Below are 12,114 nucleotides of genomic sequence, written 5' to 3' on the forward strand. Positions count from 1 at the left end.
GAGAATCCAGACATGGGCAATATCAAACAAGACGCCATGCCGGTGATCCGCGATGTGCGTGATTTCGATCGTCGCTCCGGCAACCTGCTGGAACGGCTGGTGTTCAACTATCGCCCGCTGTTCATGCTGCTGATGGCGTTGGCCACGGTGGTGCTGGGCTACATGGCGGTGACGCGCCTGGAGCTGCGCCCCAGCTTCGAAAAGATGATTCCGCAGAGCCAGCCGTACATCCAGAACTTCCTGGAAAACCGCCAGTCGCTGCGCGGGTTGGGCAACTCGGTACGGGTGGTGGTCGAGAACACCAAGGGCGATATTTTCGACCCCGGTTACCTGGACGTGCTCAAGCAGGTCAACGATCAGTTGTTCCTCACCGAAGGTGTCGACCGCGCCTGGATGAAGTCGCTGTGGAGCCCGGCGGTACGCTGGACCGAAGTCACCGAGGACGGTTTCCAGGGTGGCCCGGTGATGCCCGACACCTATTCGGGGCAGCCTGAACAAATCGAGCAACTGCGTCAGAACATCTCCCGTGCTGGCGTCGTCGGCAGCCTGGTGGCCAGCGATTTCAAATCGAGCATGCTGGTCGTGCCATTGCTGGACAAAGCCGCGGCTGGCGGACAACGCATCAATTACCACGCGTTCTCGCAGATGCTCGAAGAGCAGTTGCGCGACAAGATCGAATACGCCGGCGACAGCGCTGCGCGTAAATCCGGGGTAGAAGGCACCGGACAGTACAAGGTGCGGGTGATCGGCTTCGCCAAATTGATGGGCGACCTGATCGACGGCCTGATTCAGGTGATGATGTTCTTCGGCCTGGCGGTCGTCACTTCGCTGGTCATCATCTACGCCTACACCCGTTGCGTGCGCAGCACCCTGCTGGTGGTCGGCTGCTCGCTGATCGCGGTGGTCTGGCAACTGGGCATCGTCGCCTGGCTCGGTTACGCCATCGATCCGTACTCGGTACTGGTGCCGTTCCTGATCTTCGCCATCGGCGTGTCCCACGCCGCGCAGAAGATGAACGGCATCATGCAGGACATCGCCCGCGGCACCCACAAACTGATCGCCGCACGCTACACCTTCCGCCGTCTGTTCATTGCCGGCGTCACCGCGTTGCTGGCCGATGCCGTGGGCTTTGCGGTGCTGATGCTGATCGATATCCCGGTGATCCAGGATCTGGCGATCACCGCCAGCATCGGCGTCGCGGTGCTGATCTTCACCTCGCTGTTGCTGATGCCGGTGGCGCTGTCCTATGTCGGTGTCGGCGCCAAGGCCGCCGAGCGTGCGCTGAAGATCGACACCCGTGCAGAAAAGCACAAAGGCTTCGGCAAGCTCTGGGATCTGCTCGATCGCTTCACCACCGCCAAGTGGGCCACGGGCGCCGTGCTGGTCGCGGTGCTGATGGGCGTCGGCGGTTACGTGGTCAGCCTGAACCTGAAGATCGGCGACCTGGAAAGCGGCGCACCGGAGCTGCGCGCCGACTCGCGCTACAACCGCGACAACGCCTACATCACCCAGCATTACGCGCTGTCCAGCGACCTGTTCGCGGTGATGATCAAGACCGCGCCGGAAGGCTGCCTGAACTACAAGACCCTGGTGCTCGCCGATCGCCTGGCCTGGGAGCTGCAACAGCACCCGGGCGTGCAGGCCACGAGTTCGCTGGTCAACGCGGTGCGGCAGATCACCGCCGGCACCTACGAAGGCAACCCCAAGCTCAACAGCATCCAGCGCAACCAGGACGTGCTGAACTACGCCGCGCAGCAAGCCTCGGTGAACTCGCCGGAACTGTTCAACACCGAGTGCTCGCTGATGCCGGTGATCGCCTTCCTCAAGGATCACAAGGCCGAAACCCTCGATGCAGTGGTGGCGATTGCCGACAAGTTCGCCAGGGAAAACAGCACCGAAGATCGCCAGTTCCTGCTCGCCGCCGGTAGCGCCGGGATCGAGGCGGCGACCAACATCGTCGTGCGCGAAGCCAACCACACCATGCTGCTGTACGTGTACGCGGCGGTGACGCTGTTCTGCCTGATCACCTTCCGCAGCTGGCGCGCCACCCTGGTGGCGCTGTTGCCGCTGGTGCTGACGTCGATCCTCTGCGAAGCCTTGATGGTGGCCATGGGCATTGGCGTGAAGGTCGCGACCCTGCCGGTGATCGCGCTCGGCGTGGGGATCGGCGTGGACTACGCCTTGTATCTGCTCAGCGTGCAACTGCACTTCCAGCGCCAGGGTCTGCCGCTGTCCCAGGCCTACCGCAACGCCGTGTCGTTTACCGGCCGGGTGGTCGGGCTGGTGGGCATCACCCTCGCGGCCGGTGTGGTGTGCTGGGTCTGGTCACCGATCAAGTTCCAGGCCGACATGGGCATCCTGCTGACCTTCATGTTCCTGTGGAACATGCTCGGTGCGCTGATCCTGATTCCGGCCCTGTCCTGGTTCCTGCTGCGCGAACGGGCACCGCAGCCCGGTTCCGTGGCAGCCGACGAAAATCCTGAATCCACTGAACGTCCCGGCATGCCTCTTGCCGTGACCACTTCCGAGTAAACCAAGATGTCTGATTACAAAGCTCCCCTGCGCGACATGCGCTTCGTACTCAACGAGGTTTTCCAGGTGTCCCGGCTGTGGGCCAGTTTGCCTGGCCTGGCCGATGTGATCGATGAAGAAACGGCCGCTGCCATCCTCGAAGAGGCCGGCAAGATCAGCGGCGAAGTGATCGCGCCCTTGAACCGCGCCACCGACGAACAGGGCTGCACCTGGAGCAATGGCTCGGTCACTGCCCCGGACGGTTTTGCCCAGGCCTATCAGGCATTCGCCGAGGGCGGTTGGGTCGGGGTTGGCGGTGATCCGCAGTACGGTGGCATGGGCATGCCCAAGGCCATTTCCGCGCAGGTCGAAGAGATGGTCAACTCGGCCAGCCTGTCGTTCGGCCTGTACCCGATGCTGACCGCCGGCGCGTGCCTGTCAATCAAGGCTCATGCCAGCGAAGAGCTCAAGCAACGCTATCTGCCGAACATGTACGCCGGCACCTGGACCGGTTCGATGTGCCTGACCGAGGCCCACGCCGGCACCGACCTGGGCATGATTCGCACCCGCGCCGAGCCACAGGCCGACGGCAGCTACAAGGTCACCGGCAGCAAGATCTTCATCACCGGCGGCGATCACGACCTGACCGAGAACATCATCCACCTGGTACTGGCGCGCCTGCCGGATGCACCAGCGGGGCCCAAAGGCATCTCGCTGTTCCTGGTGCCCAAGGTGCTGGTCAACGCCGACGGTTCGCTGGGTGAAAACAATGCGCTGTCCTGCGGTTCAATCGAACACAAGATGGGCATCAAGGCCTCCGCCACCTGTGTGATGAACTTCGATGGCGCCACCGGCTGGATCGTCGACGCACCGAACAAAGGCCTGGCGGCGATGTTCACCATGATGAACTACGAGCGTCTGGGTGTGGGCATCCAGGGTCTGGCGCAGGGTGAGCGTTCGTACCAGAACGCCCTTGCCTACGCCCGCGACCGTCTGCAAAGCCGTGCGCCGACCGGCGCGCAATTCAAGGACAAGGCCGCCGATCCGATCATCGTGCATCCGGACGTGCGCCGCATGCTGTTGACCATGAAAGCCTTGAACGAAGGCGGTCGTGCGTTCTCCAGCTACGTCGCGTTGCAACTGGACACGGCCAAGTACAGCGAAGACGAAGTCACACGCAATCGCGCGCAGGAATTGGTGGCGTTGCTGACCCCGGTGGCCAAGGCATTCCTCACCGACATGGGGCTGGAAACCACCTTGCACGGTCAGATGATCTTCGGCGGCCACGGCTACATCCGCGAGTGGGGCCAGGAGCAACTGGTGCGTGACGTGCGCATCACCCAGATCTACGAAGGCACCAACGGCATCCAGTCCCTGGACCTGGCCGGGCGCAAGATCGTCGGCAGCGGCGGGGCGCTCTATCGCCTGTTCGCTTCGGAGATCCGCAACTTTACCGGCAATGCCTGTGCGGACCTCGACGAGTTCACCAAACCGCTGAACGCCGCCGTGGACACCCTCGACGAGCTGACCGCCTGGTTGCTGGACCGCGCCCAGAACAACCCGAATGAAATCGGTGCGGCCTCGGTCGAGTACCTGCACGTGTTTGGCTACACCGCGTATGCCTACATGTGGGCGCGCATGGCCAAGGCTGTCTTGAGTTCGGACGTCGAGGATGATTTCCATACCAGCAAACTGGCCACCGCGCGTTTCTACTTTGCCCGGTTGCTGCCACGTATCCACTCATTGAGCGCATCGGCCAAGGCCGGCAGCGACTGCCTCTATGAGTTGCAAGCCGATCAGTTCTGATCCCAAGGACAAGGAACCTTAATCATGATGGCGACAAAAATAATCCCGCCCGCCGACGGCGCCTATGCCTATCCCTTGCTGATCAAGCAATTGCTGCTGTCCGGGGTACGTTACGAGCCGGGCCGGGAAATCGTCTACGCCGACAAGCTGCGCTACAGCTACCAGACACTCAACCAGCGCATCCGCCGCCTGGCCAATGCGCTGACCGCCGCCGGGGTCAAGGCCGGTGACACGGTGGCCCTGCTCGACTGGGACAGCCACCGTTATCTGGAATGCTTCTTCGCCGTGCCGATGATCGGCGCGGTGCTGCACACGGTGAACATCCGCCTGTCGCCGGAGCAGGTGCTGTTCACCATGAACCACGCCGAGGATGACCTGGTGCTGGTGCATGATGACTTCCTGCCGCTGGTCGAGCAGATCCAGGACCGGCTCACCACCGTCAAGGGCTTCCTCCAGCTCACGGACGACACGGCGACGAACACCACGCTACCGGTGCTGGGCGAATACGAGCACCTGCTGTCCCTGGCTTCGGACCAGTATGACTTCCCCGACTTCGACGAGAACTCGGTCGCCACGCTGTTCTACACCACCGGCACCACTGGCGACCCGAAAGGCGTGTACTTCAGCCATCGCCAACTGGTCCTGCACACCCTGAACGCCGTCGGCACCCTGGGTGCCTATCAGGGCCAGCCGCTGCTGCGTTCCGACGATGTGTACATGCCCATCACGCCGATGTTCCACGTGCATGCGTGGGGCGTGCCGTATGTCGCGACCCTGATGGGCATCAAGCAGGTGTATCCGGGCCGCTACGAACCCAACAGCCTGGTGCGGCTCTACCGCGAAGAGAAGGTGACCTTCTCCCACTGCGTGCCGACCATCCTGCAGATGATCCTCAACTGCGAGGAAGGCAAGGCGACCCGTTTCGACGGCTGGAAAATGCTCCTCGGCGGCAGTGCGCTGACCCTCGGCATCGCCAGCGAAGCCAGTGCCAAAGGCATGGTGGTGCACGCCGGCTACGGCATGTCCGAAACCTGCCCGTTGCTGTGCCTGACTTACCTGCGCGACGAAGACTTGCAGTTGTCTACCGAAGACCAACTGCCGATCCGCATCAAGACCGGTACGCCGGTGCCGATGGTCGACCTGAAGATCATCGACGCCGACGGCAATGACGTGGCCCACGACGGCGAGTCCCTGGGTGAGATCGTGGTGCGCGCGCCGTGGCTGACCCAGGGCTACCTGAAAGCCCCGGACAAAGGCGCGGAGCTGTGGCACAACGGCTGGCTGCACACCGGTGACATGGCCTCGATCGACAAGCTCGGCGGCGTGGAAATCAAGGACCGCATCAAGGACGTGATCAAGACCGGTGGCGAGTGGATCAGCTCCCTGGAACTGGAGAGCCTGATCAGCGAGCACCCGGGCGTGATGTCTGTCGCGGTGGTGGGAATCGTCGATGAACAATGGGGCGAACGGCCCATGGCCATGGTCGTCAGCGAGCCAGGGTACTTCCTCGACCGCAAGATTCTGGAGACGCACCTGCAAGCCTTCGTCGACGGCGGTCGCATCAACAAATGGGCGATCCCCAAGCAGTTCAAGTTCGTCGCCGAAATCCCCAAGACCAGCGTCGGCAAGATCAACAAGAAGCTGATTCGGGAAACTGAAGCGAACTGACACGAACACTGTAGGAGCGAGCTTGCTCGCGATGGACTCAAGGGCACCGCGTTTAACCAGTTAACACGCGTTATCGTTGACGACCATCGCGAGCGAGCTCGCTCCTACAGCATTGCGCCGGTGCCGGGCGGTTTCTGGATAGTCCGGGTGGTGTCATCTTTGTCATAGTCCTGCACACGCCAGCGATATCGCCCCGTTGGTCGCGGTTTTCAGCGCTTGTGCCAAGCTGAACGGGGTATTGAATCGCCGTGCATCCCATTGCCGGTCAAGCAAACCCCAGGAAGCCCACGACATGAGCATCACCCGTGCAGCAAACGTCCGCAAAGAGTTCTACAAAGCGGTCTGGTTCTATTTCAAAGTGGTGTGGCCGATCTTCTCGATACTGCTGCTGGTGATCGTAGTGTTCGGCCTGATCATTGCCCGTCTGGAAGGGTGGAGTCCTGATGATGGTATCTACTTCGCCTTCGTCACGGGCCTGACCATCGGCTACGGCGAACTCGTCCCCAAGCTCGGCGCCTCACGGGTGCTGGCGGTGTTGCTGGGTTTCAACGGCGTACTGCTGACCGCGACATTCGCGGCGATCAGTGTCCGGGCGATTGAAGTGACTGTGACCGCGACACGCAAAGATGAGCATCCACTTTGAACTGACCACTACACTTGTGAGCGATGCAAACCCTGTGGGAGCGAGCCTGCTCGCGAAGGCGGTGTGTCAGTCACCGAAATGTCGGTTGACACTCTGCATTCGCGAGCAGGCTCGCTCCCACAGGTTTTCACAGTTTTTCAGTTAACAGGTCAGACCTAAGCCTCCCAACCCGCCCCAGTCACCGCCGCCTGCACCAGCGGGTGCAAGTCCGCGCCCTGATGTTCCGTCTGCCAGGCCAGCAGCTCCTTGCGCATGCCCGGCGTCCAGTACATCTGCAGATGATTACGCACCCCGAGCACCCCCAGTTGCTGGTCCGGTTCGCTGGTAAAGTACTGGGCGATCTGGTTGGCCATCTTGATCAGGTTGGCAGTACTCATCGACGTACCTCCGCTTTAGCGCCACGGGCGCGGTCCTTGAGCAAGCGGTGCTGTTCGTCGCTGAATTCCTGGAAGCGTTTTTGCCACTCCGAAGGGTGGTAGACGCGGCTGACTTCCACGGCCGTGACCTTGTACTCCGGACAGTTTGTAGCCCAGTCGGAATTGTCGGTGGTGATCACGTTGGCCCCCGACTCAGGGAAGTGGAAGGTGGTGTACACCACGCCCGGGGCGACCCGTTCGGTGATCCGCGCACGCAGTACGGTCTGCCCGGCGCGGCTGCCGATGCCGACCCAGTCGCCTTCGTTGATGCCACGGCTCTCGGCGTCGGTCGGGTGGATTTCCAGCCGGTCCTCATCGTGCCAGGCGACGTTTTCGGTACGCCGGGTCTGGGCGCCAACGTTGTACTGGCTGAGGATGCGTCCGGTGGTCAGCAGCAGCGGATAACGGCTGTTGACCTTCTCCTCGGTGGGCACGTAGCCGGTGAGCATGAAGCGCCCCTTGCCGCGCACGAATTCCTCGATGTGCATGGTTGGCGTGCCGTCCGGTGCCTCGGCGTTGCACGGCCATTGCAGGCTGCCGTGGCTATCCAGTGCGGCGTAGCTGACGTTGGTGAAGGTCGGCGTCAGGCTGGCGATTTCATCCATGATTTCCGACGGATGCTTGTAATTCATCGGGTAACCGAGGGCGTTGGCCAGAGCCACCGTGCCTTCCCAGTCGGCCTTGCCGCCCAGCGGCTCCATGACCTTGCGCACCCGCGAGATGCGCCGTTCGGCGTTGGTGAAGGTGCCGTCCTTTTCCAGGAACGAGGCGCCCGGCAGGAACACGTGGGCGAACTTCGCCGTTTCGTTGAGGAAAATGTCCTGCACCACCACGCATTCCATGGCCGACAGGGCCGCGGTGACGTGCTGGGTATTCGGGTCGCTCTGGGCGATGTCCTCGCCCTGGCAGTACAGGCCCTTGAAGCTGCCGGCCAGTGCCGACTCGAACATGTTGGGAATGCGCAGGCCCGGATCGGGCTGCAGGGTGACGTTCCACGCCTGTTCGAATTGCGTGCGGACGACCTCGTTGGAGATGTGCCGGTAGCCAGGCAACTCGTGGGGGAAGGAACCCATGTCGCAGGAACCCTGAACGTTGTTCTGCCCCCGCAGCGGGTTCACGCCCACGCCTTCGCGGCCGATGTTGCCGGTGGCCATTGCGAGGTTGGCAATGCCCATGACCGAGGTGCTGCCCTGGCTGTGTTCGGTGACGCCCAGGCCGTAGTAGATCGCCGCATTGCCACCGGTGGCGTACAGGCGAGCGGCGGCACGGATGTCGGCAGCGGCTACACCGCAGATCGGGCCAATCGCTTCCGGCGAGTTTTCCGCACGGCTGACGAATTCGCTCCAACGGGCGAAATCGCCGCCCTCGCAACGGGCGTCGATAAAGGCCTGGTTTTGCAGGCCTTCAGTGATGATCACGTGGGCCAAGGCATTGAGCATGGCGACGTTGGTGCCAGGGCGCAGAGCCAAGTGATATTCGGCGCGGGCGTGCACCGTGTCCACCAGATCGATGCGCCGTGGGTCGATGACGATCAGCCGCGCACCTTCACGCAGGCGGCGCTTGAGTTGCGAGGCGAACACCGGGTGGGCGTCGCTGGGGTTGGCGCCCATCACCAGGATCACGTCGGCCTGCATCACCGAGTCGAAGCTCTGGGTGCCGGCGGACTCGCCCAGGGTTTGCTTCAGGCCATAACCGGTCGGCGAGTGGCAGACCCGCGCACAGGTGTCGACGTTGTTGTTGCCGAAAGCCGCACGCACCAGTTTCTGCACCAGATAGGTTTCTTCGTTGGTGCAGCGGCTGGAGGTGATGCCACCGATGGAGTCGCGGCCGTATTTTTGCTGCAGCCGGCGGAATTCGCTGGCGGCGTAGGTCACCGCTTCATCCCAGCTGACTTCTTGCCAAGGGTCGCTGATGTTTTTGCGGATCATCGGTTTGGTGATGCGATCCGGGTGGGTGGCGTAGCCCCAGGCAAAGCGACCTTTGACGCAGGAGTGGCCATGGTTGGCCTGGCCGTTCTTGTCCGGAACCATGCGCACCAGTTGGTTGCCTTTCATCTCGGCGCGGAACGAGCAGCCCACGCCGCAATAGGCACAAGTGGTGATCACGCTGCGTTCCGGCTGACCCATTTCGACCACGTTTTTTTCCATCAGGGTCGCGGTGGGGCAGGCTTGCACACAGGCACCACAGGACACGCATTCCGAGTCGAGGAAGTTCTCGCCACCGGCAGCGGCCACGCGGGATTCAAAACCGCGCCCGGTAATGGTCAGGGCAAAGGTGCCCTGGGTTTCTTCGCAGGCGCGCACGCAGCGGTTGCAGACGATGCACTTGCTCGGGTCGTAGTCGAAATAAGGGTTGGAGGTATCCTTCACATCGGCCAGATGGTTCTCGCCTTCATAGCCGTAGCGCACCTCACGCAGGCCGACTTGGCCGGCGACGGTTTGCAGCTCGCAGTTGCCATTGGCCGAGCAGGTCAGGCAATCCAGCGGGTGATCGGAGATGTACAGCTCCATGACGTTGCGGCGCAGGGTCGCAAGCTTCGGCGTCTGGGTATGCACGGTCATGCCTTCAGTGACAGGCGTGGTGCAGGACGCGGGGTAGCCGCGCATGCCGTCGATCTCCACCAGGCACATGCGGCATGAGCCAAAGGCTTCCAGGCTGTCGGTGGCACAGAGTTTGGGAATGGTGGTGCCCATCAATGCAGCGGCGCGCATCACCGAGGTGCCTTCCGGCACGGTGATGCTGCGGCCGTCGATGTTCAGGGTGACTTGCACATCGCTTTCGCGGGCAGGAGTGCCTAGATCCATATCGGTTTTCGGATCGAATACAGTGATCATTGCTCGGCCTCCGAGGCTTGCAGACCGAAGTCGGCGGGGAAGTACTTGAGGGCACTGGCGACCGGATAGGAGGTCATGCCGCCCAACGCGCACAGCGAACCGTATTGCAGCGTGTCGCACAGGTCCTTGAGGATGATCACCTGCTCATCGCGAGCGGCCTGATCAGGCGCGGCCAGCAGGCGGTCGATCACCTCCACGCCGCGGGTCGAGCCGATGCGGCAGGGGGTGCATTTGCCACAGGATTCCTCGGCGCAGAACTGCATCGCGAAACGCGCCATGCGGGCCATGTCCAGGCTGTCGTCAGCCACCACCACGCCACCGTGACCGAGCATCGCGCCGATGGCGGCGAAGGCCTCGTAATCCAGCGGCGTATCGAATTGCGAAGGTGGCACCCAGGCGCCGAGGGGGCCGCCGACTTGCGCGGCCTTCAGCGGACGACCACTGGCGGTACCGCCGCCGTAGTCTTCCACAAGCTCCCGCAGGGTCAGGCCAAAGGCCCGTTCCACCAGACCGCCGTGACGAATATTGCCCGCCAGCTGGAAGGGCATGGTGCCCAGCGAACGGCCCATGCCGTAATCGCGATAGAACTGCGCGCCCTTGGCCAGAATCAGCGGCACCGAGGCCAAGGTCAGCACGTTGTGCACCAGCGTCGGCAGGCCGAACAGCCCCTGCAAGGCGGGGATCGGCGGCTTGGCACGGACGATCCCGCGCTTGCCTTCCAGAGAGTCCAGCAGCGCGGTTTCCTCACCGCAGATGTACGCGCCGGCACCCACTCGCACTTCCATGTCGAAAGCCTGACCGCTACCACCGACATTGGCGCCGAGGTAACCGGCATCACGGGCAATGCTCAACGCCTGACGCAGGGTGGCCACCGCGTCCGGATATTCCGAGCGCACATAGATGTAGCCGTAGGTGGCGCCGCAGCAGAGACCGGCAATCGCCATGCCTTCGATCAACAGGAAGGGGTCGCCTTCCATCAACATGCGGTCGGCGAAAGTACCGGAGTCGCCTTCGTCGGCGTTGCACACAATGTACTTCTGCATCGCCTGAGTGCCGCGCACCGTGCGCCATTTGATCCCGGCAGGGAAGGCCGCGCCGCCACGGCCACGCAGGCCTGAATCGAACACTTCCGTTGCGGTCTGCTCACCGCCCACCGCGATGGCCCGGGTCAAACCCTCGAAACCGCCATGAGCCCGGTAATCCTCCAGCGACAGCGGTCGGGTAATGCCGGCGCGGGCAAACAGCAGGCGTTGTTGAGTCTTCAGATAAGGCAGCTCTTCCACCAGACCCAAGGCCAGTGGGTGGCTGGACGGCTCGCCTTGCAGCGCATCGAGCACGGACGGCACATCAGCAGCGGTCAACGGGCCGAAGCCGATTCGGCCTTGCGGGCTGTCCACTTCCAGCAGCGGTTCCAGCCAGTACAAGCCGCGCGAACTGGTGCGCTGTAGCTCCAGCGGCAGATTAAGTGCCTTGGCCTGAGTGATCAGGGCCACGGATACCTCATCGGCACCCACGGCACGGGCAATGGAATCACAGGGCAGATAAAGAGTCGGCATCACGCGTCCTCCCGGCAAGCGTCGAGCAAGGCATCCAGCCGCTCAGCGCTCAGCCGCGCATGCACCCGCCCATCCAGCTCCAGCGCTGGCGAACAGGCGCAGGCACCAAGGCAATACACCGGACGCAAACTGATGCTGCCGTCGGCGCTGCTGCCGTGGTCGTCCAGTTGCAGGCGATCGCGCAACTGCGCGGCCAACTGCTCGGCGCCACGGCTCTGACAGGACTCAGCCCGGCACAGCCGCAGGATATGCCGCGCGGGCGGCGCGGTACGGAAGTCATGGTAAAAACTGATCACCCCGCGAACCTCCGCCTGACTCAGATTGAGGGCATGAGCAATCTCGGGGATGGCGACATCGGGGACGTAACCGATGCGTTCCTGAATATCATGAAGAATGGGCAACAGCGCACCCGCAGAGCCCTTATGGCGCTCCAGCAGGCTGTTGACCACAGGCAGGTGCAACTCAACATCAGGCATACAGCATTCCTCACGGTCACGGACATACCAGAAGGTCGTCGGTTGTCCGAAAGTGTCGGCTGCGGCACTTACACCACGTCACGGAATCGTGGCATTTTCAGGCCGTTGGCCAGGGCACCCTGGGCGGGCATCTTGTTGTGCCCGGCGCGGTCTTCGCCGCACATCGGTAAGGGCATAAAAGCCAGATTGCCACGCCGCCATTGA

At 62.7% G+C, this 12,114-nt stretch carries 8 protein-coding genes; 4 read left to right on the plus strand and 4 right to left on the minus strand.

Annotation, left to right across the window (positions count from 1 at the left end; translation table 11 throughout):
- Positions 1-12 precede the first annotated feature (12 nt).
- The 4 genes from ACEN8E_RS04270 to ACEN8E_RS04285 all read left to right on the plus strand — a co-directional run bounded on the left by ACEN8E_RS04270 (position 13) and on the right by ACEN8E_RS04285 (position 6,628).
- Positions 13-2,532: an efflux RND transporter permease subunit gene (locus ACEN8E_RS04270; RefSeq protein WP_495591567.1), complete on the plus strand. Its 2,520-nt coding sequence runs from the start codon at positions 13-15 to the stop codon at positions 2,530-2,532.
- 6 nt (positions 2,533-2,538) lie between these two features.
- Positions 2,539-4,317, plus strand: coding sequence for an acyl-CoA dehydrogenase C-terminal domain-containing protein (locus ACEN8E_RS04275; RefSeq protein WP_495591568.1), 1,779 nt, complete (start codon positions 2,539-2,541; stop codon positions 4,315-4,317).
- A gap of 24 nt (positions 4,318-4,341) precedes the next feature.
- A complete protein-coding gene (locus ACEN8E_RS04280; protein ID WP_495591569.1) occupies positions 4,342-5,985 on the plus strand; it encodes a fatty acid--CoA ligase in 1,644 nt (547 codons plus the stop codon).
- 292 nt (positions 5,986-6,277) lie between these two features.
- Positions 6,278-6,628 (plus strand): potassium channel family protein, encoded by a 351-nt coding sequence (locus ACEN8E_RS04285; RefSeq protein WP_495591570.1) that lies wholly within the window; start codon positions 6,278-6,280, stop codon positions 6,626-6,628.
- 155 nt (positions 6,629-6,783) lie between these two features.
- Here the strand turns inward: ACEN8E_RS04285 and ACEN8E_RS04290 are convergent, their stop codons facing one another.
- From ACEN8E_RS04290 to ACEN8E_RS04305, 4 genes are read right to left on the minus strand one after another with little or no spacing between them, the layout of a single operon-like run.
- A complete protein-coding gene (locus ACEN8E_RS04290; RefSeq protein ID WP_495591571.1) occupies positions 6,784-7,005 on the minus strand; it encodes a formate dehydrogenase subunit delta in 222 nt (73 codons plus the stop codon).
- On the minus strand, positions 7,002-9,878 hold the full coding sequence (fdhF, locus tag ACEN8E_RS04295) for a formate dehydrogenase subunit alpha (protein WP_495591572.1): 2,877 nt from the start codon (positions 9,876-9,878) through the stop codon (positions 7,002-7,004). The genes ACEN8E_RS04290 and fdhF overlap by 4 nt, the downstream gene beginning before the upstream one ends.
- Positions 9,875-11,434 (minus strand): formate dehydrogenase beta subunit, encoded by a 1,560-nt coding sequence (locus ACEN8E_RS04300; protein ID WP_495591573.1) that lies wholly within the window; start codon positions 11,432-11,434, stop codon positions 9,875-9,877. The genes fdhF and ACEN8E_RS04300 overlap by 4 nt, the downstream gene beginning before the upstream one ends.
- Positions 11,434-11,910 carry a formate dehydrogenase subunit gamma gene (locus ACEN8E_RS04305; protein ID WP_495591574.1) on the minus strand — a complete coding sequence of 159 codons (477 nt, stop codon included), beginning with the start codon at positions 11,908-11,910 and terminating at the stop codon, positions 11,434-11,436. The genes ACEN8E_RS04300 and ACEN8E_RS04305 overlap by 1 nt, the downstream gene beginning before the upstream one ends.
- Positions 11,911-12,114: the final 204 nt, after the last annotated feature.

The organism is Pseudomonas sp. Pseusp9, from assembly GCF_059491265.1.